The following is a 20,192-nucleotide window of genomic DNA, read 5'->3' as shown; positions in this document are numbered from 1 at the left end:
TGTGAGGAGCCCCTCGCGCCGCGATGTGCCCGGAATGGCTTCTCACCGGGTGCTTTCAGGCCCCCGATCGGCTCTCCCGCATTGCCTTTCCGGCCCGTTCTCCCTGGATTCCCGCAGTTTGCGCGGGAGTTCGCGCTTCTGGGTACGGGGGCCGGTTCGGCCCGTCGTGCCGGGCCGCCCCTGCGCGCCTCGTCCGCCGGGAAGCCGTCCGCGGTTCGGGTGCGAGCGGGGGCCGACGACACCGGGCATCCGTCCGGAACGTCCCTCGCTCATGCCGTTCGCCTTCTGGCGGGCAGGCGGGCAGGCGGCAGGCCGTAGGCGGTCGGCGGGCGTGACCGCCGCGACGGCATGTGCCGTGTCCGTGCGCAAAGCCCCGGACGCGGGCTCACCGCGTACCGTCCGGCGCAGCCCTCTCCCCGGGCTCCCCGCCGGCCACGCGGCCGGCTGTGCGTGCCAGCAGCCGCGGCACGTCCGTCAGGACGCCGTCGCAGCCCAGCTTCAGCACCCTGTCCCGCGCCGCCGGCGTCGTGATCGTGTGCGACCACACCCGCCGGATGCCGGAGCGTACGGCCCGGCGGATGTCGGAGGCGCGCGCACGGTGGTCGACGCTGAGCATGTCGACCGTCCCGCGCCACCTGGCCGGGCGGTCCGTACGCGCCTGGCGGGCCGAACGCCACACCGAGGTCAGCAGGCCCGCGCGGTGTACCCGTGACGCCAGGGAGAGGCTGTGGGACTGCACGAACACCGAGTCCGTCAGCCCGCGCTCCCGCACCATACGGGCCAGGCGCTCCAAGCACCCCTCGTCCTTGATCTCGATGTTCAGCACCGTGCGCCCGCCGAGCCGGTCGAGCACCGCCGCAACCGTCGGCGGGTGCTCCGGGGACCAGCTGCCGGGCAGTGCACGGGAGGGCAGGAGCCGTACCCGGCGCCAGTCCGCGGGGGTGAGCGCGGACACCGGGCCGCTGTGGTCCGTCGTACGGTCCAGGGTCCGGTCGTGCATGGCGACGGGCGTTCCGTCGCGGAGGGTCCGCACGTCGACGTCGAGCACGTCGGCGGAGCCCTGCCGGTGCGTCGCCAGCAGCCCGGCCATGCTGTTCTCCGGCACCTCCAGCGCGCCGCCGCGGTGCGCGGCGTAGACCGTACCGGGCAGCCCGTCCACCCGGGGCCCGTCGTCGGCGTGGATACGGGCGGGGGCGCAGCCGGGGACGAGCACGAGCGGCAGCAGGGCGAGGAGGGGGAAGAGGGAGGCCCTCAGGCGGGGCGCCTGGGGGTGCCCGAGCGTGACCATGGCCATGGGTCACAAGCTAGGCGGGCACAAGCGGGCATGCCGCTCGGAGAGGGCGATACGTGGCATACAGGGCAACACCTGTTCCGGCAGCGCACGCGGGGCCGTGCACGAAGCCGTGCGGTGCTTGATCAGGTGTACGGCGGAGGCCGCCGGGATGACGCCGCGTCAGCCACGATCCGCGGATTCGCCGCCGGTGGGTGCTCCGTGCTGCGTACCCTCGGAGAACGACGGTGTCGTCGCGCGCGGAGTGAGGCGGTAGATGGAAAGCGGGAGAAGGTTCGACCGGTGGCTGCGTCAGCTCACGCGGTCCGGTCACAAGGCGAGTGCCAAGGGCGCCGACGCGCAGGCCGCCGCGGCCAGGGCCCGCAGGGAGCTCCTGCTGACCGCCGCAGAGGCGGGCTTCCCGCTCGCGCCCGCCGCTCATCCCTCCGGCTACGGCTGCTCGTGCGTACGCATCGGCTGCCCCACCCCCGGGCGCCACCCCGTCTCCTTCGCGTGGCAGACCCAGGCCACCACCGACACCGAACAGGTCGGGCGCTGGGCCGACAGCCAGCCGGAGGCGAACTTCGTCACCGCCACCGGACGGAACCACGACGTGCTCGACGTGCCCGCCGAGGCGGGGCGGGCCGCGCTGGAGCGGCTGGAGAGGGAAGAGGTGCCGCTGGGTCCGGTGGCGCTCTCGGGCGGCGACCGGATGCTCTTCTTCACCGCCACCCGCACCCCGGACGACGAGGACGAGTGGTGGCCCTGCGAACTGGACTGCCACCCCGAGACGATGGATGAGCACCCGGGTCTGCGATGGCACTGCCGCGGCAGCTATGTGCTCGTGCCTCCGGCCGTGCTGCCGGGGGAGGGTGCGCGCGAAGGGCTGCGGTGGGTGCGGGCACCGCAGGCGGAGGCCGGGGCGACCGACGCGCTGCCCGAGCCGTTGACGCTGCTGGAGGCCCTCACCGACGCCTGTGCGGCGTACCAGGGCGAGGAGACGGCATCCTGGCCGGTCCGGTGAGCGCGACGGAACTCTGACGGGACCTGGCCGGCTGCCGGCGGGGCCCCTGCGGATCGAACGGCGGGAGAGCGGACGTCTTCGCCGCACGGCGGTTGGGAGAGCGGCACGAGCGGCACCCGGACCGGCTCACTCCCCCTTGGCCGAGACCAGTCCGTCGATCCGGTTGAGGAAGGTGACCTTCTCCCCGTCCTCCTTCGGGGGCACGGTGACGGCCTGTTCGGAGACACGGATGTAGGTCACCGCCTGACGGGGCTCACCGGTCATCAGCGCCTTCACCAGCGGGTCCTTCACCGGCGGCTTGTAGCCCTCGGCGTAGGTCTCCTTGGTGTGGTGGTGCGAGGCGAAGAAGACCAGCGCGCCCCCGTCCTTGGTGCGCAGCCCGAACGGGGCGTACTGCGGCGGTTCCGCGGCCTGGTCGGCGAACTCGGTGCGCTTGCCGGGCTGGTTCTCCGACCCCTCGCGCTGGTCGCGGCGCTTGCTGGTGTGCTCACCCGCCTCGAACTCCCCGCCGCCTTCGCGCAGATAGCTCACGTAGGCGTCGCTCAGCTCGTCCGGGGAGAGGAGGAGCCCGCCCCCGTCCGTGTTCGGCACGGCCTTCACACGCCCGTCCTTGCCGGTGGCGAACTGCGGCATCTCGGAGTTCTCCAGCACCGACAGATACGACGCCTTCCAGTTCGACTTGGCGCTCGCCCGCTGGAAGACGAACAGCCAGCGGCCGTTCTGCGTGCGGTTGCTCCGGGTGTCGGCGACGAAGAACTTGGGCCATCCCGCCTGTTCGGGGATCAGGAAGCGGGGGTCGGACAGCCGCAGCGGCTGGTACTTCGGATTCCCTCCGGGCTGCACCGACTTGCGCGACCTCAGGCCCGCCTGGTCGATGGCGCCGAGTGCGCCGGTCTCGATCGTGGCGTTCAGTGAGGCGTCGTAGGTCTCGTTGGCCTTGTTGCTGGTCTTGTTGAACTTCTTCAGGACCTTCCGGGCCTCGGACTTGGAGACCGCCGGAACGACCGCCGTCTCGCCGTGCACCGTCACGCATCCCGACAGCATCACCGTCAGTGCCGTCGCGGAAGCCCCTGCCCCCAGCAGCCGTGCCCGTCGCACCCGTCGCGCTCCTCGCACCTGTCGCGCCTGCATCCTCGTGTCCTCCCCGCCCGCCATGCGGTAACGCACACTATCGCCCTGCCCACGGCCTTCGTGTCCGAGGTGCGGGTCCCGTATGACATCATGCGCGGCAATCGGGGTGGATCTCAGGGGGGCCTGGTGGAGCACCGTGGCAGGTTCGGCAGGGCGATCGGCGAGTTGAGGGGGGCGCAGAAGACGGCGAAGGGGGTCTCGCTCTACTCGCGGTACGTGAACCGGCCGGCCGGGCGAGTACTCGCGGCGGCGGCCCACGCGGCCGGTCTGAGCCCGAATCAAGTCACTCTCGTCAGCGCGGCGTTCAGTGCGGCGGGCATCGCGGCGCTCGCGCTGCTGGAGCCTTCCTGGCCGCTGGCCGTCGCCGTCTACGCGGCGCTTGCCGTGGGTTTCGCCTTCGACTCCGCCGACGGGCAGCTCGCCCGGCTGCGCGAGGAGAGCAGCGCGGCGGGGGAGTGGCTGGACCACGTCGTCGACTGCGCCAAGATCACCGCTCTGCACGCGGCCGTGCTCGTCTCGCTCTACCGGTTCTTCGAACTGCCCTCCGACGCCTGGCTGCTGGTGCCCCTGGCCTTCCAGCTGGCGGCCGTGCTCATCTTCTTCGGCGGGCTGCTCACCGCCAAGCTGCTGCCGCCCCCGCTCCCCTCGGGAGGCAGGGGCCCTGCCGCCCCCGTGCCGCCGTCGCGGCTGCGCGCGGTGGCCCTGCTGCCCGTCGACTACGGCGTCTTCTGCGCGGTCTTTCTGCTGCTGGGCAGCGAAGACGCCTTCCTCGGCGGCTACGCGTTCTTCTTCGCCGCCCATGTGCTGCTCCTGGCTGCGTTCCTGGTCAAGTGGTTCCGGGAGCTGTCCGCGGTCCGGAGGTGACCCGGGCGGGCGCGGCGAGGGCGTCCAGGGCACGGCGCAGCTGGGTGCTGGAGGTGTGCATGGTGTACGGGAAGTAGACGACCTCGACCCCGACCGTGGCGAACGCGGCCTCCAGACGTTCGCCCTTCGGCGTGCCCCGCCAGTCGTCGCCCTTGAACAGCACGTCGAACCGCACCTGTTGCCATGTCACGAGCTTGTCGGGGACGGTCTCGACGAACGCGGCGTCCACGAAGCGGATGCTGCGCACGATCTCCAGCCGCTCCACCAGCGGGACGACCGGAGCCCGGCCCTTGGCCAGCTCGGCCATCTCGTCGGAGACGACACCGGCGACGAGATAGTCGCAGCGGCTGCGGGCGTGCCGCAGCAGATTGAGATGTCCCACGTGGAACAGGTCGTACGCGCCCGGTGCGTAGCCCACCGTATGTCTCATCCGAACCCCCCAGTCACGAATGCGGCGGAGCACCCCCCAGTGCCCGCCGACTGTGCCGATCCAATCACAACATGAGGACGGGATGTGGAGGTTGTAGGGAAGAGTCAGGTAATTGCCGTTAGGGTGCGGTTGGGGATCGGGAGGGAAGCGTGGGGGAGGGGCCGGGTCTTGCCGGAACATGCTGAGGCGCTGCCGCACAGGCGGCTGCTGCTGATATCGACCAACTACGCGCCGGAGCAGGCCGGGATCGGCCCCTACGCCGCACAGATCGCCGAACACTGGGCGCAGCGACCGGAGTTGGAGGTCCATGTGCTCGCCGGCATGCCGCACTACCCGGCCTGGCGCACGGACCCGGCCTACCGGGGCGTGTGGCGGACGGTGGAGCGGCGCTCCGGAGTGCACGTGCACCGCCGGCGTCACAGTGTTCCGCCGAGGCAGACCGCCGCGCGAAGGGCGCTGTACGAGGCGTCCATCGTGGCGCACGGTCTGATCGCACCGCCGCGCACCGGCGGTCCGCCGGACGCCGTGCTGGCTCAACTGCCCAGCCTGGCGGGCGGCGTGCTGGCGGCGCGCACGGCGCGGCGGTACGAAGTCCCCTTCGTGCCCGTCGTGCAGGACCTCATGGGGGCGGCCGCCGCGCAGAGTGGCATACGCGGCGGTGACAGGGCCGCCTCGGCCGCCTCGGCCGTCGAGCGGTGGGTGCTGCGGCAGGCGACCCTCGTCGGTGTCATCCACGACAGCTTCGCCGAACGCGTCGCGGCCATGGGCGTACCCCGCGAGCGCATTCGCGTGGTGCCCAACTGGTCACATGTGGCCCGCCCTTCGGGGGACCGTGCCCGCACCAGGGCGAGGCTGGGCTGGCCGGCGGAGAGCACCGTGGTGGTGCACTCGGGCAACATGGGCCTCAAGCAGGGGCTGGAGGTGCTCATCGAGGCCGCCCGGCGGGAGCCCCGCATCCGGGTCGTGCTGATGGGTGAGGGCAACCAGCGTCAGCGGCTGTGTGAGCTCGCCGCGGGGCTGCCCAACGTCGGCTTCCTGCCCCCCGCCCAGGAGGCCGACTTCACGGACGTACTGGCCGCCGCCGACGTGCTCGCCGTCACCCAGCGCGCGTCCGTGCAGGACATGAGCGTGCCCTCCAAGCTGACCTCCTACTTCACCACCGGGCGGCCCGTCGTCGGCTCGGTCGCGGAGAGCGGCGGCACCGCCGGGGAACTGCGGCGGTCCGGAGCCGCCGTGCTGGTCCCGCCCGAGGACCCCGGGGCGCTGGCGGAGGCCGTGACGGCGCTGGCCGCCGACCCCGAGGCCGCCGGGCGCCTGGGTGCGCGGGGCCCGCGGTACGTGGAGGCGCATCTGAGCAGGGAGGCCGGGCTGGCCCGGATGACGTCCCTCCTCGACGAAGCGCTGGAGCGCACCGGGCGGCGTACGGGCACGCGGGCCGCTCCCGGCGGGGACAGTGGCACGGACGCGCACCCGTCCGGGGACTCTGTGACAGGCACGGGCGGCGAGGCGGACGCGGGAACGTCAACGGGCCCGCAAGAGCGCCTCCCCGGGACCCGGTCTCGATTCCCGGACGCCGTACGCGACTTGAACACCGCACAGGGGTAGGGGGACTTCGTGCAGATGGGACAGGAGCCGCCCGCCGGAGGGGCGGCGGCACGCGGGAGCGCAGCACAGCACGGTGAAGCGGACCAGTTGCGGGACCAGTTGGCACAGCTTCTGCGCTACCGCGCACTGGTGGTGCTCGGCCTGCTGCTCGGGTTGCTCGGCGGCGGATGGCTGGGCGTCGAGGGCAGCGACGACTACTCCGCCTCCAGCGAGGTGACGCTGCGCCAGCCCACCGTCGATCCCTTCGCGGCCGGCGGGAAGCCGGCCGACGCGGGAATCAGTATCGAATCGGAGCGCCAGACGGCCATGGGCAGCGCGGTCGCGCGCCTCGCCGCCGAACGCCTCGGCCGTCAGGCCCGGGACGCCGGCGGTGACGACGGTGACAGCGGTGACGGCGGGCGCCGGCAGGGCGCCCGGCTGCAGTCGGGGCTGCAGGTCACCAACCCGCCGGACACGCTCATACTCCGCTTCACCTACTCCGCGGACTCGCCCCGTGGCAGTGCAGAGCGAGCCAACGCCTTCGCCCGTGCCTTCCTCGACCACAGGGAGAAGGCAACCGAGGCACAGGTCGAGAAGATGCTCGACCGCTACCGGGACCAGCGCCGGCCGCTGCTGCCGCAGCGCGGCAGCAGCGACTCCGTCGACGCCCAACTCGCCGTCGTCGACAGCAAGATCGCCGATCTGGCGGCCCTGGACACCACACCGGGCACGGTGGTGCGTACGGCCCTGCCTCCCACCTCGCCCGCCGGCCCCGGCCTGCCCCTGCTGCTGGGCCTCGGAGCGGCCACGGGCCTGCTGCTGGGGCTGCTCGCCGCATGGGTGCGGGCTGTGACCGACCCGCTCGTCCGTACCGAGGAGGGCGCCGCGAGGGCCCTGGGCGCGCCCGTTCTGGGCACCCTGCCGCGGCAGCGCAGGTCAGCCCCGCTGCTGGCGTCCGGCAGGGCGGCGGAGGAGTACCGCTCGGTGGCCCTGCGGCTCGCCTGCGACGCGCGTCTCGTGGACCGTCCGCGGTCGGTGCTCGTCGTGGCGCCCCGCGGAAGCAGTGAGACCGCGGCCGCCGCGTCCGTCAATCTCGCCGCCTCCTTCGTGGAGATGGACCACGACGTGCTGCTGGTGGAGGCCGACCTGCGCACACCGTCCCTCACGGAGCGCCTGCGCGACGCCGAGAGCGTTCGCCCCGGCTGGGCCCGCAGACCCGCGCGGGGCGACGGCGGCTGGCCCACCGGGCTCCAGATCCCCATGGACGCCGGGGAGTCGGGCGCCTTCGAACTCGTGCCCGGAGCGCGGGTACGCAACGCGGCCCGCGCCCTCGGCGCAGCGCCCGCCCGCAGGCTGCTCGCCGAGGCCGAGGAACCGGGCACGACGCTGGTCGTCCACGCGCCCGCCGTACTGACGTGGGCCGACGCCATCGCCCTCGCCGACCGGGTCGGCGGTGTGGTCGTCGTGTGCAACCCCGGCGAGGTGCGCCGGGACGACCTCGAACGTGTTCGTGAGCTGGTGACGGGTACGGGCGGCACCGTACTGGGCGCGCTGCTGCACGCACAGCGTGACGGCTCCGGCGGCGGGCGGGGAGGACGGAAGGGCGGGAGCTCGGTTCAGCCGCACGTCCCGCCCCACCAGCCCGCCGGTCCGGATCAGCGGCCCGGGTGGGAAGCCGACGCGCCGAGGACCGCGCGCCCCGGCGGTACGGGCGCTGCCGGCGGCCTCACCCCGGGCCGGGAGCGGGACGGGGACGTCGACCGGTACGTCGTCGAACCGTGCGCCGGGCCGGAACCGGAGTCGGGACCGGAACGCCCCGCCGGCCGGGTCACCGGGCGGTGATGCGGGAGTCCGCGCCGCGCGGGGAGCGCACGCGTGCCGCCGTCCTGTGTTCCGTCGCCGATCAGGGCGTCGCAGCCGTCACCAACATCGCGGTGCTCGTCGTCGCCGCGCGCCTGTCCGGAATCCGCGACTTCGCGGTCTTCTCCCTCGTGTACATGGTCGCCACGGTGCTGACGGGGCTGGCCGCGAGCTACGTCGGGCAGGCACTCGTCCTCCGGGACGGCCAGGCCGCGCGCGATGCCTGCCGCAGCGCTGTCACCTTCACCGCCTGCGCCTCCAGCGCCGTCGGCTTCACCGCCGCGCTGGTGCTGGCCCTGCTGCCCGGTGACACGGCGCGCGCCCTCGCCGTGCTCGGAGTGGTACTGCCCCTCGTGACGGGACAGGACGGCCTGCGCTACTGCTTCTCGACGCTGCGGCTGCCGGGGCGGGCCCTGGCCGCGGACCTGTTGCGGCTCGCCGTGACGATTCCCGCGCTCGCGCTCCAGCCCTCCGGCAGCGGCCCCGCCCGTCTGATGGCCGTGTGGGGACTGGCAGCGCTGCCCGCCTTCGCTCTCGGGGGCGCCATGCTCGCCCCGAAGCTGCGCGGCGCCCGGGGCCGGGCCCGGGAACTGCTCGGACGCGGGCACCTGGGGCGCCGCTTCGCCGTGGAGTTCGCGGTCGGCAACGGGTCGAGCCAGCTCGCCGTCATCGGACTGGGGCTGCTGACCGGCCCGTTGACCGTCGGCGCCCTGCGCGGAGCCGCCGCCCTCTTCGGCCCCCTGAACGTACTGTGCAACTCGGCCACGGCCTTCGGCCCGCCGCTTCTGCGGCGCGCCCACGACACCGGCCGCACCGTCCGCACGACCGTGGTGCTCGCCGCCGTGCTCGCCGTCACCGCGGCGGGGTGGGCGCTGCTGCTGGCCGCGCTGCCCGACCGTGCCGGGCGCCAACTCCTCGGTGACACCTGGGCGGTGGCCTCCCGGCTGCTTCCGGCGACCGGCGGCCAGTACGTGGGCATCGCGCTCGCCACCAGCGCGCTGCTCGCCCTGCGTGTGCTGCGGCCCAGGGCGACGCTGCCGGTCCAGGTTATCTTCTCCCTCGCCTCGGTCCTCTTCCTGGCCGGCGGGTTCCTCCTGGGGGGTGCTCCGGGGGCGGCCTGGGGGCTGTGCCTCGGTTCGGCGTGCAAGGCCGCCGCCCTGTGGCTGCGTGTCGCCTCACTCGGGGGCGGCTCGGGCGGGAGCGGGACGGAGACGGCGTGCGGCCGTGGAGAACAGGCCCCGGAGGTACGGGGAGAGCCGGCAGTACGGGGAGAGACGCCAGGGCCACAGGGACCCGCCGGACCCGGGCTTCCGGGAAGACCGTGACGACCAGAAGACCGGAAGACCGCGACGACCAGGGGGAGAGCGTCCATGACCGACCGCAATCTGCGGGGCTTCACCGGCGAGGGCTACGACAAGGGACGCCCGCTGCCCGTGCAGGTCCTGTGGTTCGCCGTGCTCCATCTGGCCTTCCGCGCCTGGTGGTTCCCGCCCCGTCTGCGGCCGGCGCTCCTGCGGGCCTTCGGCGCGCGCATCGGCTCCCGCGTGATCGTCCGGCACGGCGTGCGCGTGCAGTGGCCCTGGAAGCTCACGGTCGGTGACGACGTGTGGATCGGTGAGGACGCCTGGTTCATCAACCTCGAACCCATCACCGTCGATTCCGACGTGTGCGTCTCACAGGGCGCGGTGCTGTGCACCGGCAGTCACCAACGCCGCTCGCCCACCTTCGAGTTCGACAACGGGCCGATACGTCTGCGCCCGGGGTCGTGGGTGGCCGCCCGCGCGATGGTGCTGCGCGGCGTGACCGTCGGCGAGGGCGCGGTGGTCGGTGCGGGTGCCGTGGCGCACCGGGACCTGGCGGCGGACGAGGTGCTCACTGCGGGTACGGGCGCGGGCGGCGGCACGCCCACCGGCGCGGGAGCCGGTACGGACACGGGCGCGGCGGCCGGTACGGACACGGGCGGCGCCGCGCGTGCCGGGCGTACAGCTCCCGGCGGTGCGCCGTGAGGATCGCCCACGTCGTCACGCTCGTCAGCGAAGGCGGCGCGTACGGAGGCCCGGTGAGCGTCGCGACCGCTCAGCTCGGCGAACTGGCCTCCCGCGGCCATGAGACGGTGCTGCTCGCCCTGTGGCGCGGACGTACACGCGCCCCCGGCCACTGGGACGGCGTGCCGCTCGAAGCGCAGCGCGCCCGCACCCTGGTACCGGGCACCGGCTTCCTCGGGCTGCTCAACCCCCGCCTCGTGGCCGCTCTGTGGCGGCACCTCGGCCGCGCGGACATCGTGCACGTGCACGCCGCACGCGACCTGGTCTCGCTCTGTGCGCTCGCGGTGGCCGCTGTGCGCCGCCTCCCGCTCGTCGTGCAGACGCACGGCATGGTGCAGCCACGGCACGGCGCAGTGGCCCGCGTCTTCGACGCGCTGTACGTGCCGCTGCTGCGGCGGGCGCGCGCATGCCTGGTCCTGACCGGGGAGGAACAGGCAGGGCTGGAACGGGTGCTGGGCACCGGCAGACGGCCGCCACTGCACCGGATACGCAACGGTGTGGTCCGCCCTCCGGTGCACGCCGGGCGGACCACGTCCCCCTACCGGACCACGTCCCCCTCCCGGACCACGTCGGGTGAACCGCCCGCCGAGGAGGTGCTGTTCCTGGCACGGTTGCACCCCGTCAAGCGCCCGGAGGCGTTCGTGGAGGCCGCCGCGCTCGTGGCCGCCCGTCGTCCCGGCGTCTGCTTCACCCTGCACGGCGCCGACGAGGGCTCGCTGGGGCAGGTCGAGAGCCTGATCGAGGAGTACGGCCTCGCCCGAACAGTGCGGTACGGAGGCGCCGTCAGCCATGTGGAAGCCCTGCGCCGCATCGCCGAAGCGTCCGTGTACGTGCTGCCCAGCAGCCGCGAGGTCTTCCCCGTCAGCCTCCTGGAGGCGCTCGCTGCGGGCACCCCCACCGTCTGCACCGTGGGGTGCGGCATCGCGGACGAACTCGCCGCGCGGGGCGCGAGCGTCGTGACCGGCGGAACACCGCGGGAGCTCGCCGAGGCAGTACTGGAGATCCTTCAAGACCCGGCGAAGGCGGTGGAGTTGGCCGGTGCGGGAGTGCGTGCCGTGGACGAGCTCTACTCCGCCGGGGCGGTCGCCGGCCGGCTGGAGGAGCTGTACCGCGGTGCGTGAGACTGTCAGGGGAGTCGGTCCCGCCGCCGTACTCGCCTGGGCGCTGCTGGCCGTCCTGGTGATACCCGGCGCGGTGCTCCTCTCCGGGGACACGGTCACCACGCCCGGCCCGGCGCTGGTGATCCAGTGCGTGGTCGTGGTGCACACCGGCTGCGCGCTCGCCTGGGTGCTCGCCGGCAGCTCCGTACGGCTGATGGCCTTCGGCTTCTGGCTCTTCGGCTACATCTGGCTCGGGCTCGCGCCCCTCGCCATGCTCGCCACCGGCACGTACCCGCTGGGCTTCGTCGTCGGCCAGGACACGGCAGCCACTGCCTGCGCCGTCGTGGAGACCGGCCTGCTGGCCTACACGGCGGGCTCCGCCGCCGCGGCACACCGCCGCACCCCGTCCTCGGCCGTACTCGAACCGCTGCTTTCGCGCCGGCTTTCACCTCCGCGCGTCCTCCTGCTCGGCGTGGCCGCCCTGGCGCTGGCGGCCCTCCTCATTCCCCAACAGGGCGGCATCGGGGCATTCTTCGCCAGCAGGCAGGCGGTCAACGAGACGTCGGCGGCAGCGAGCGGCGGGGACACCGCGAGTCGCGCGCTGGCCGCGTGGGCCCTTTCCGCCCCCGCCTTCTGGGCGCTGCTCGCCCTGCTGCACGTACACCGCAGACGCGGCGCCGACCAGTTGCTGCGCGGGCTGCGCTGGGCGTTGCTGCCGCCGCTTCTTGCACTGAACGCCGTGGTCAACAACCCTGTGAGCCAGCCGCGTTTCTGGGCGGGGACGGTGGTGCTGACGCTGCTGTTCAGTGTTCCGGTGCTGCGCCGCCCGCGGGGCTTCCGGGTGGCCGCAGCCACGATGGTCGCCGTCGTGCTGATCGTCTTCCCCTACGGCGACCACTTCCGCAACGACGAGCGCGAGTCCGTCCGACTGCTGTCGCCGAGCGCGCAGTTCACCACCAACGGCGACTACGACGCCTACCAGCAGCTGCAGACGGGCATCAGTCTGCGTGACGCCGGCGGATACGCTCCCGAGACCGCCGTCGGGCCGCCGCTTTTCTTCGTGCCGCGCGCCGTGTGGCCGGACAAGCCGGAGGACACCGGCACCCGGCTCGCCAGGTACGCGGGCTACACCTTCGAGAACCTCTCGGCGCCGCTGTGGGCGGAGACGTACCTGTGGGCGGGATTCCCCGCGGTGGCCCTCGTGTTCGGGCTGTACGGGGCGCTCTCACGGCGGATCGACGACGTGCGGGACCGGCTGCGGGGCCGGCGGGGCAGCCTCGCCGTGGTGCTCGTACCCGGGCTGGCGTTCTTCCAGCTCATCCTGCTGCGGGGATCGTTGATGGCGAGTATGGGACCGCTCACCCTTTTGATCCTCATTCCGCTGTGCGTGAGTGTTCGGTACGGATATGGTGTGCCCGAGGGGGACGGGGGGCAGGGGCGTTCGGCCGGGCCGATGTCCGTTCCCTCGCGTGGAGTTGTCGCTCATCGCAGAGGGGAAACATGCGGAGACTGAGAGCCGTGGGCTGTCTCGTCGCGGCCCTGGGGCTGTTCGGCACCGTCACGGCGGCCGCCGCCGGAGCGGAGAAGGAGCCGGCCGGGGAGACCCTCACCGCCGACCCCATGCCGACCTGGCAGACCGACGGCATCGTCTGGAGCGTCGCCCACGCCAAGGGCGTCGTCTACGCGGGCGGCGTCTTCAGCAACGTGCGTCCTCCCGGCGCCGGGCCCGGTGAGGAGCAGGTCCCCCGGAAGAACTTCGCGGCCTTCGACGCGGAGACCGGCGAACTGCTGCCCTGCGCGCCGTCCTTCACCGGCGGATCGGGTTCCGTACGGGCGATGAAGCCCTCACCGGACGGAGAAGTGCTCTACGTGGGCGGCTCGTTCGGAACGGTGACGCTGAACGGCAAAGCGACCGGAGTGAGCAACGCCGTCGCCTTCGACACCGGCGGGTGCGCACTGCGCGGCGACTTCCGCCCGGGCGTCACCGCCACCGTCCGGGCTCTGGACGCCACCTCCGAAGCGGTCCATCTCGGCGGCGACTTCGGCAAGGTCGACGGTGAGACCCGGCAGCGGGTCGCCGCCGTCAGTCCGGACGGTGAGCTGCTGCCCTTCAAAGCCACCGTGGACGCGACCGTACGGGCCGTCACCGCCGCCCCCGAGCACGGCAAGGTCGTCATCGGCGGCGACTTCGACACGCTCAACGGTGAGAAGGTGCACGCCCTCGCCTCACTCGACCCCGACACCGGTGCCACCAACAAGACCTTCCCCGGCTGGATCGAGCAGAAGTCCGTCGTCAAGGCGCTCAACCGTGACGAGGACAGCTTCTACCTCGGCGCCGAGGGCACCGGGCACAAGGTCTTCGACGGCAGGATCGCCGCCTCGCTCGCCACCGGCGAGCGCGAGTGGACCGACACCTGCTACGGCGCGACACAGGCCGTCGTGCCCTACGACGGCGTCCTCTACAGCGGCTCGCACGCGCACAACTGCGAGGACACGCCCGGTGGTTTCCCGGACATCAACATCCGGCAGCACCTGCTGGCCAACTCGGTCGCCGACGGCTCGATCCAGACCTGGTTCCCCCAGACCAACGGCGGTCTCGGGGAGCAGCTCGGCCCGCGCGCCATGGTCATGGCCGGTGACATCCTGTGGACCGGCGGCGAGTTCACCACCGTCAACAGCAAGCCGCAGCAGTCGCTGACCCGCTTCCCCGCCGCCCCGGACACCGGCGCGCCGCAGGTGCCGGTGCTCAGCGGGGAGAGTACGGCGAAGGGCAAGGTGCGGCTCACGTGGAAGGCCGCCTGGGACCGCGACGACGGCACCCTCACCTACCGGATCTTCCGCGACGGCACCTACCACAGGTCCCTCACCGCCGACTCGCGTTACTGGGACCGTCCTCCGCTCGGTTTCACCGAGACGGTCGAGCCCGGGTCCACCCACCGGTATTCGCTCGAAGTCACCGACGGGGACAACGTCTCGGGCCGCAACGGACCCGTGTACGTTACCGCGCGCTGAGCCGCCGCACCGGCCGCGACCGCCGTGACCTCACCGTCATGGCGGCCGCGGCCGCAGCGGCCGGCGCGGCGACGGTATCCGCACCGCCTACAGCACAGGGACACGCATGGCAGCCAGGCCGCCCGTCACCCGCAGGACACTGCTCACCTCGGGCGGCGCGGCCGCCGCGGCGTCCCTGGGGGTGACCGGCTGTACGGGCGGCTCCGGCACGCCGGACGACGCGAAGCCCGGCACCCCCCGGCACGGGGCCGCTGACGGCAGACCGCCCGGCAAGGCGGTGGTGGACGTCGTCGCCGACTTCGGAGCCCGCGGCGACGGGCGCAGCGACGACAGCGAAGCGTTCGAGAAGGCTTACCGGCACGCGGTCTCCCGCGTGCGGGGCGGCATCGGCCGCACGGTCGTGGACGTACCGCCCGGTGCCTACCTGATCCGGCGCCCGCACGCGCTGCTCGACGGCGGCGATCCCCAGCGCAAGGCCAACGGGCTGCGTTTCCGGGGTGCGGGCAAGCGCATCACGGAGATCGTCTTCCAGCCGGAGGAGAAGGACGCCGCCGACGCCTTCCTCTGCCGCAACGACAACATGTGGGCCAACCTCAAGTTCGAGCAGATGCGCTTCCGTTCGGCCACGCCCGGTGCGTCCTTCTTCTCCTCCTACTCCGAAGGGCAGGCGCAGGACTACCGGTTCAGCGAGTGCGAGTGGACCGGCGAGTGGACGTACGGGCTCGCCCTGGACGGCACCAACACCAACTCCGAGATGCGCTGGGACGCGTGCCGCGTCGGCGGCGCCTACCGCAAGGCGTTCCTTTACTCGGGGCTCTCGCGCCGCTCCAAGAAGCCGAGCCAGCAGGACCAGTTCCTCAACTACTGGTTCAACGACATGAAGGTCGAGTACGAGTGGGGCAACTTCCTGGAGTTCCCCTACGGCGGCTCCATCACCTGCCGCGGGGGCTCGTACATCATCACCGGCCGCCGCCCCGGCGGCAGTGGTGACGATCGCGTCAGCACCTTCTTCCGCTTCCCGCGCGCCGCGCACGCGGACTCGGTGCAGCGCTTCCACGCCGAGGACATCCGCTTCGAGGTACGCGACCCGGGGGTGCGGATCATCGACTGCGCCTGGGACGAGGGCACCGTCCACTTCAACGACTGCGACGACACCTCGAACGCGTTCAAGAGCTTCTCCGCCGGCATCTCGCCGCACCGCTACCGCACCGGCGGCAAGGGCCCGTTGATCCGCTACGACCTGTGCCGTCTCGTCGGTCACCACCTGTTCGAGACGGGGAAGCGCGGCGAGAAGGCCCCGCCCCTGGCCCGCTACGACATGTGCGCGTTCCGCAGCCATCCGCAGGAGGACTTCGCACAGATCCGGGGCACCGGCTCCGGCGACGGCGCCCAGGTGCGTTTCACCGACTGCACCGGCCGCTGAACGGGCCCGGCTCCCGGGCCCGTTCAGCGGTTCGCTCTCCGCCCTCGCTCTCCGCCCTCGCTCTCCGCCCTCGCTCTCCGCTCAGCGCCCCGTCGCGGGGAGCAAGTCCTTGTGCTGCGGGCACAGATGGAGGACCGCGCCCCTGGCGCCGCGGATCTCCTTCGACCTGATGGCGTCGACGACGGCGGAGCGGTCGACCCGAGCGGTGCGGGTGATGCGCTCGCAGATCTCCTCCCCACCCGCCACCACTGCTGCCGGATCGATGCCCGTGGGCACCCGGCCCTCCAGATACCGTTTCTGCTTCTTCGTGAACGAGCCCGTGGCCGGGGTCAGTTCGGCCTTCGGCACGGTTGGCGTGCTTGCGGGGCTGCCGGAGGGGCCGGCTTCCCCGGACGCTCCGGCCTCCTTGCGGGACTCCTTGCTGTCCTGCTTGTCGGCGCCCTGTCCGGTACCCGCCGGGGAGCTGGGTCCGGTGGTCCGTCCGGCCGCCTGACTGTCCGTCCTGCCGGTCCGTTCACCCTCGGACGAGGACGCGCCGCAGCCCGTCGTCAGCAGCAGTGCTCCCGCGAACGCCGCGAGCAGCAGCGTCCGTACGCCCCCCACGGCGTGCCCGCCCCTCACGGTGATCCCGGCACGGTGACGGTCACCCGGGCGGACAGGCCGCTGGTGTTGCCGGCCGCGTCGCTTGCGGTGATGCGGTAGCCGTGGGTCGACCCCGGGTTCACCGAGGTGTCGGTGAAGGTCAGTTGCGGACGGCGCCACGGCATCGACTCACCGGAGGTGGTGTGCAGGGGAGTGGAGGAGTTGTCCCGGTAGACGCGGTACGTCAGTTCGCTGTCGTCGAGATCCAGGCTGGAGCGCCAGTTCAGCCGTACGTCTCCCGACCAGGTGGCCGAGCCGCTGACCTGGTCCGGCACCCAGGGCAGGCGGGTGTCGGGGCCGTCGGCGAACCGTGTGAGCCCTTGCTGTGCCTTGCCGTTGACGGTGGTGAAGGTGCCGCCGACCCACATGTAGTCGTGTCCGCCGGAGGAGGAGACCGTCATCGCGCGCGGTCCGATCGCCTCGACCAGACCGTCGTTGGTGTCCGGGAGCCAGCCGAGCAGCTTGGGGTCGTCGACCCGCTGCGCCAGCAGATGGCGTCGTCTGCCGTCCGGGAACTCGCCCATCGAGGAGCAGTCGTGGGCGTGCGAGCCGCTGTAGAGGACGGAGCGGTGGACGGTGACCGTCTGGGTGGCGCCCAGGCAGGTGTCGCGCCAGCGCTGCCCGAGGTCGTCCAGGTCCAGGGCGATGCGCCCGTCGAAGACGCCGCCGCCGGTGCCTTCGTTGCCGGTGTAGAAGCCGGTGGCGTCGGAGGTGATGTCCTTGACGACGGAGCGCCGTTCGATGAATCCGGGATAGGCGCGCACGAGTCCGCCCGTGGTGTCGTCGACGACGGCCAGGGCGTGGGAGCCGGTGCCGCGGACCCTGTCGAAGTCCCCTCCGACGGCCACCCGGCCCGCACCGCCCGACGAGGGCAGCACCTCCACGGCACGGCCGGGCCTGTCGGCGGACGGGTTCCACGGCAGCAGCGAACCGTTGCCGGTCCTCACCGCCGCGAAGCGCCCGCGCGCCTGGCCGCCGATGTTGGTGAAGTCGCCGCCGAGATAGAGGGTTTCGCCGTCGGGGGAGAGGTCCAGGGCGTGTACGGGCGCGGGTACCGACGGACGGAAGCCGCCCTTGACGGTGCAGGTGCCGATGTCGACGGCGGCGAGCGAACTGACGCCTGTGCCGTTCACCGCGCCGAACGACCCCCCGGCGTAGAGGGTCTCCCCGTCGGGCGAGACGACGAGGGCGGCCACCTTCGCCGTACCCGATCCGATGGTGAAGTTGAGCCGGCAGTCCGTGGGGGCCCCGGTCGCGGCGTCGAACGCGGCGAAGTTCAGGGCCTGTTGCTCGTCGCTGCCGGCGGGGGAGCCCGGCGGGCGCACGGCGGAGAAGGTGCCGCCGGCGAAGACGACCCCGTCCGACTCCGCCGCCGCCCACACGATGCCGTTCGTCTGCCAGGTCGGCAGTTCGTCGGCGGTGACGGCGACGGGCGGTGTGAGCGCCGCCGCGTCCTGGGCACCGGTGGCCGTGTGCAGTGCCAGCGGCGCGGTCATCAGCGTGACCGCCGCGCCGACCGCCGCTGTCCGGCGTGGCCTTGAGGACTTCCTGCGTCTGTTCATGTGCTCCCCTTGTCCGGGTCTTCAGTTGTCGGGCCGGCTCTCACCGGTCGATGCGTACGGTCGTCCCCGCCAGCTCCGCCTCCAGCGCGCTGATGTCGGCCTCCACCATCAGCCGCGCCAGGTCGGGCCAGAGCACGGTCGGCTTCCAGCCCAGTTCCGTCTCCGCCTTGCCGGCGTCGCCGATGAGGGCGTCCACCTCGCTGGGACGTTCGTACTTCGCGTCGAACTCCACGTGATCGGACCAGTCCAGCCCCACCACCGCGAAGGCCGCCGCCAGGAACTGACGGACCGTGCCCGCCTCACCGGTGGCGACGACGTAGTCGTCCGGGGTGTCGTGCTGGAGCATCCGCCACATCGCCTCGACGTACTCGGGTGCGTAGCCCCAGTCCCGCACGGCGTCCAGGTTGCCGAGGTAGAGCCTGTTCTGGAGCCCGGCGTGGATGCGGGCGACGGCACGGCTGATCTTGCGCGTCACGAAGGTCTCGCCGCGGCGCGGCGACTCGTGGTTGAAGAGGATGCCGTTCACCGCGAACAGGTCGTACGCCTCGCGGTAGTTGACCGTCGCCCAGTAGCCGAAGACCTTGGCGCACCCGTAGGGGCTGCGGGGGTGGAAGGGCGTGCGTTCGTTCTGCGGAGGCGGTGTCGCCCCGAACATCTCCGAGGACGAGGCCTGGTAGATGCGGGTGTCGATGCCGCTGGCCCTGATCGCCTCCAGCAGCCGCAGCGTTCCCATGCCCGTGACGTCGCCCGTGTAGAGCGGGGAGTCGAAGGAGACCCGCACATGGGACTGGGCACCGAGGTTGTAGACCTCGTCGGGGCGCAGATCGCGCAGCAGGTTCACCAGTGCCACGCCGTCGCTGATGTCCGCGTGGTGCAGCACGAGGGAGCGGCCCTCCTCGTGCGGGTCCTGGTAGAGATGGTCGATGCGGCCGGTGTTGAAGGACGAGGAGCGGCGCACCAGCCCGTGCACCGTGTAGCTCTTGGACAGCAGCAGCTCCGTCAGGTACGAGCCGTCCTGGCCGGTGATGCCGGTGATCAGTGCGCTCCGTCCCTCCGTCCGCCCGGGGGAGACGCGCGGGGGCCGGCCCGTGGGTCTTGTCATGCGTGGTGTCCTCCTGTCGGAACCCGGACGGATTCCGGTCTCAAGTGGTGCCGGATCTGGCAGAGTTCAGCCTTATGACTGAAATGATGGGAATCCAGGGGAAGGACGGCGGGCGCTCCACCGGCGAGTCCAGCGGTGACACCACCCCCGCCCGTGAGAGCTCCGCTTCGCTGCTGCCGCGCTCCGCGCGGGTCTTCGTCGCGGGGCACCGGGGCCTGGTCGGCTCCGCCGTCACCCGCCGCCTCCTCGCCGAGGGGCATGAGGTGATCACCCGTGACCGGACGGCCCTGGACCTGCGTGACGCCGACCGCACAGCGGCCTTCCTGCGGGAGGCCCGCCCCGACGCCGTCGTGCTCGCCGCGGCGAAGGTGGGCGGCATCATGGCCAACAGCACCCGGCCGGTGCCCTTTCTGGAGGACAACCTGCGCATCCAGCTGAGCGTCGTCGCCGGTGCGCACGCCGCCGGTACGGCCCGGCTGCTCTTCCTGGGCTCGTCCTGCATCTACCCGAAGCACGCGCCCCAGCCGATCACCGAAGAGGCCCTGCTGACGGGCCCGCTGGAGCCGACCAACGAGCCCTACGCCCTCGCCAAGATCGCCGGGGTCGCGCAGGTGCGGGCCTACCGGCAGCAGTTCGGCGCGTCGTTCATCTCCGCGATGCCCACCAACCTCTACGGCCCCGGCGACAATTTCGACCTGGCCACCTCGCACGTGCTGCCCGCCCTCGTCCGCCGCTTCCACGAGGCGAAGCGCGACGGGCGGGAGGAGGTCGTGCTGTGGGGAAGCGGCACCCCGCGGCGGGAGTTCCTGCACGTGGACGACCTCGCGCGCGCCTGCACACTGCTGCTGCGCGAGTACGACGGCGAATCGCCGGTCAACGTCGGCTGCGGCGAGGATCTGACCATCGCCGAACTCGCCGCTACCGTGGGGAAGGTGGTCGGCTTCGGCGGCCGGGTCACCTTCGACACCTCCAAGCCCGACGGCACGCCGCGCAAGCTGCTGGACGTCTCCCGGCTCGCCGCGCTCGGCTTCCGCCCCCGGATCGCCCTCGCCGACGGCATCCGGGAGACATACGAGTGGTGGCTGCGCGGTTCGCACGGCGGGTCCGTGTCTTCGCATCAGATCTCCCCGGTTCCCTGAATGT

At 72.5% G+C, this 20,192-nt stretch carries 16 protein-coding genes and 1 pseudogene; 11 read left to right on the top strand and 6 right to left on the bottom strand.

Features of this window, described 5'->3' with window-relative positions; all coding sequences use genetic code 11:
* Positions 1-385: 385 nt before the first annotated feature.
* Complete coding sequence (locus tag H343_RS0127680) at positions 386-1,288, bottom strand: glycerophosphodiester phosphodiesterase family protein (RefSeq protein WP_028433769.1); 903 nt, start codon at positions 1,286-1,288, stop codon at positions 386-388.
* A 259-nt stretch (positions 1,289-1,547) separates the two neighbouring features.
* Between H343_RS0127680 and H343_RS0127675 the strand changes: the two genes are divergently transcribed.
* Positions 1,548-2,294, top strand: coding sequence for a bifunctional DNA primase/polymerase (locus H343_RS0127675; RefSeq protein WP_028433768.1), 747 nt, complete (start codon positions 1,548-1,550; stop codon positions 2,292-2,294).
* A gap of 126 nt (positions 2,295-2,420) precedes the next feature.
* Here the strand turns inward: H343_RS0127675 and H343_RS0127670 are convergent, their stop codons facing one another.
* Positions 2,421-3,425, bottom strand: coding sequence for an SCO2278 family lipoprotein (locus H343_RS0127670; RefSeq protein ID WP_486587083.1), 1,005 nt, complete (start codon positions 3,423-3,425; stop codon positions 2,421-2,423).
* A gap of 126 nt (positions 3,426-3,551) precedes the next feature.
* Here H343_RS0127670 and H343_RS0127665 point away from each other — a divergent pair, with 126 nt between their 5' ends.
* Positions 3,552-4,289 (top strand): CDP-alcohol phosphatidyltransferase family protein, encoded by a 738-nt coding sequence (locus H343_RS0127665; protein WP_486587082.1) that lies wholly within the window; start codon positions 3,552-3,554, stop codon positions 4,287-4,289.
* On the opposite strand, the gene H343_RS0127660 is transcribed toward H343_RS0127665, so the two are convergent.
* Entirely contained in the window at positions 4,252-4,719 is a 468-nt protein-coding gene (locus tag H343_RS0127660; protein WP_028433765.1) for an adenylyltransferase/cytidyltransferase family protein, read from the bottom strand. The genes H343_RS0127665 and H343_RS0127660 overlap by 38 nt on opposite strands.
* Before the next feature lie 168 nt (positions 4,720-4,887).
* Here H343_RS0127660 and H343_RS33275 point away from each other — a divergent pair, with 168 nt between their 5' ends.
* The 8 genes from H343_RS33275 to H343_RS33245 all read left to right on the top strand — a co-directional run bounded on the left by H343_RS33275 (position 4,888) and on the right by H343_RS33245 (position 15,743).
* The gene (locus H343_RS33275) at positions 4,888-6,324 is read left to right on the top strand and encodes a glycosyltransferase (RefSeq protein WP_486587081.1); all 1,437 of its coding nucleotides are present in this window, start codon (positions 4,888-4,890) and stop codon (positions 6,322-6,324) included.
* 15 nt (positions 6,325-6,339) lie between these two features.
* Positions 6,340-8,145, top strand: coding sequence for a hypothetical protein (locus H343_RS33270; RefSeq protein WP_051266246.1), 1,806 nt, complete (start codon positions 6,340-6,342; stop codon positions 8,143-8,145).
* Positions 8,145-9,488, top strand: a complete 1,344-nt coding sequence (locus H343_RS33265) for an MATE family efflux transporter (RefSeq protein ID WP_486587080.1) — start codon at positions 8,145-8,147, stop codon at positions 9,486-9,488. Before H343_RS33270 ends, H343_RS33265 begins: the two co-directional genes overlap by 1 nt.
* A gap of 45 nt (positions 9,489-9,533) precedes the next feature.
* Positions 9,534-10,169, top strand: coding sequence for a putative colanic acid biosynthesis acetyltransferase (locus H343_RS33260; RefSeq protein ID WP_078506158.1), 636 nt, complete (start codon positions 9,534-9,536; stop codon positions 10,167-10,169).
* Positions 10,166-11,329, top strand: coding sequence for a glycosyltransferase (locus tag H343_RS33255; RefSeq protein WP_037905505.1), 1,164 nt, complete (start codon positions 10,166-10,168; stop codon positions 11,327-11,329). Before H343_RS33260 ends, H343_RS33255 begins: the two co-directional genes overlap by 4 nt.
* The gene (locus H343_RS33250; protein ID WP_051266243.1) at positions 11,322-12,821 is read left to right on the top strand and encodes a hypothetical protein; all 1,500 of its coding nucleotides are present in this window, start codon (positions 11,322-11,324) and stop codon (positions 12,819-12,821) included. Before H343_RS33255 ends, H343_RS33250 begins: the two co-directional genes overlap by 8 nt.
* Positions 12,809-14,320: a hypothetical protein gene (locus H343_RS0127625; protein WP_037905503.1), complete on the top strand. Its 1,512-nt coding sequence runs from the start codon at positions 12,809-12,811 to the stop codon at positions 14,318-14,320. Before H343_RS33250 ends, H343_RS0127625 begins: the two co-directional genes overlap by 13 nt.
* Before the next feature lie 106 nt (positions 14,321-14,426).
* Positions 14,427-15,743, top strand: a complete 1,317-nt coding sequence (locus H343_RS33245) for a glycosyl hydrolase family 28-related protein (RefSeq protein ID WP_051266241.1) — start codon at positions 14,427-14,429, stop codon at positions 15,741-15,743.
* An 81-nt stretch (positions 15,744-15,824) separates the two neighbouring features.
* Here the strand turns inward: H343_RS33245 and H343_RS33240 are convergent, their stop codons facing one another.
* From H343_RS33240 to gmd, 3 genes and pseudogenes are all read right to left on the bottom strand, one after another.
* A complete protein-coding gene (locus H343_RS33240; protein ID WP_051266238.1) occupies positions 15,825-16,346 on the bottom strand; it encodes a hypothetical protein in 522 nt (173 codons plus the stop codon).
* A 29-nt stretch (positions 16,347-16,375) separates the two neighbouring features.
* Positions 16,376-17,947 (bottom strand): annotated as a pseudogene (locus H343_RS33235) (hypothetical protein); the annotation flags it as partial.
* A 40-nt stretch (positions 17,948-17,987) separates the two neighbouring features.
* Positions 17,988-19,049, bottom strand: a complete 1,062-nt coding sequence (gene gmd / locus H343_RS0127605; RefSeq protein ID WP_051266232.1) for a GDP-mannose 4,6-dehydratase — start codon at positions 19,047-19,049, stop codon at positions 17,988-17,990.
* Between the two features lie 86 nt (positions 19,050-19,135).
* On the opposite strand from gmd, the gene H343_RS33230 reads away from it, so the two are divergent.
* Positions 19,136-20,188 carry a GDP-L-fucose synthase family protein gene (locus H343_RS33230; RefSeq protein WP_078506156.1) on the top strand — a complete coding sequence of 351 codons (1,053 nt, stop codon included), beginning with the start codon at positions 19,136-19,138 and terminating at the stop codon, positions 20,186-20,188.
* Positions 20,189-20,192: the final 4 nt, after the last annotated feature.

It is taken from the genome of Streptomyces sp. TAA204 (assembly GCF_000424965.1).
The sequence above is the reverse complement of the archived record's forward strand: the minus strand, read 5'-3'. Positions and strand labels throughout refer to the sequence as shown.

Excerpts from the sequence above, each read along its gene's own strand:
- H343_RS0127680 (WP_028433769.1), bottom strand. The coding sequence starts at position 1,288 with ATGGTCACGCTCGGGCACCCCCAGGCGCCCCGCCTGAGGGCCTCCCTC.
- H343_RS0127675 (WP_028433768.1), top strand. The coding sequence starts at position 1,548 with ATGGAAAGCGGGAGAAGGTTCGACCGGTGGCTGCGTCAGCTCACGCGG.
- H343_RS0127670 (WP_486587083.1), bottom strand. The coding sequence starts at position 3,425 with ATGCAGGCGCGACAGGTGCGAGGAGCGCGACGGGTGCGACGGGCACGG.
- H343_RS0127660 (WP_028433765.1), bottom strand. The coding sequence starts at position 4,719 with ATGAGACATACGGTGGGCTACGCACCGGGCGCGTACGACCTGTTCCAC.
- H343_RS33270 (WP_051266246.1), top strand. The coding sequence starts at position 6,340 with ATGGGACAGGAGCCGCCCGCCGGAGGGGCGGCGGCACGCGGGAGCGCA.
- H343_RS33265 (WP_486587080.1), top strand. The coding sequence starts at position 8,145 with ATGCGGGAGTCCGCGCCGCGCGGGGAGCGCACGCGTGCCGCCGTCCTG.
- H343_RS33260 (WP_078506158.1), top strand. The coding sequence starts at position 9,534 with ATGACCGACCGCAATCTGCGGGGCTTCACCGGCGAGGGCTACGACAAG.
- H343_RS0127625 (WP_037905503.1), top strand. The coding sequence starts at position 12,809 with ATGCGGAGACTGAGAGCCGTGGGCTGTCTCGTCGCGGCCCTGGGGCTG.
- H343_RS33245 (WP_051266241.1), top strand. The coding sequence starts at position 14,427 with ATGGCAGCCAGGCCGCCCGTCACCCGCAGGACACTGCTCACCTCGGGC.
- gmd (WP_051266232.1), bottom strand. The coding sequence starts at position 19,049 with ATGACAAGACCCACGGGCCGGCCCCCGCGCGTCTCCCCCGGGCGGACG.
- H343_RS33230 (WP_078506156.1), top strand. The coding sequence starts at position 19,136 with ATGGGAATCCAGGGGAAGGACGGCGGGCGCTCCACCGGCGAGTCCAGC.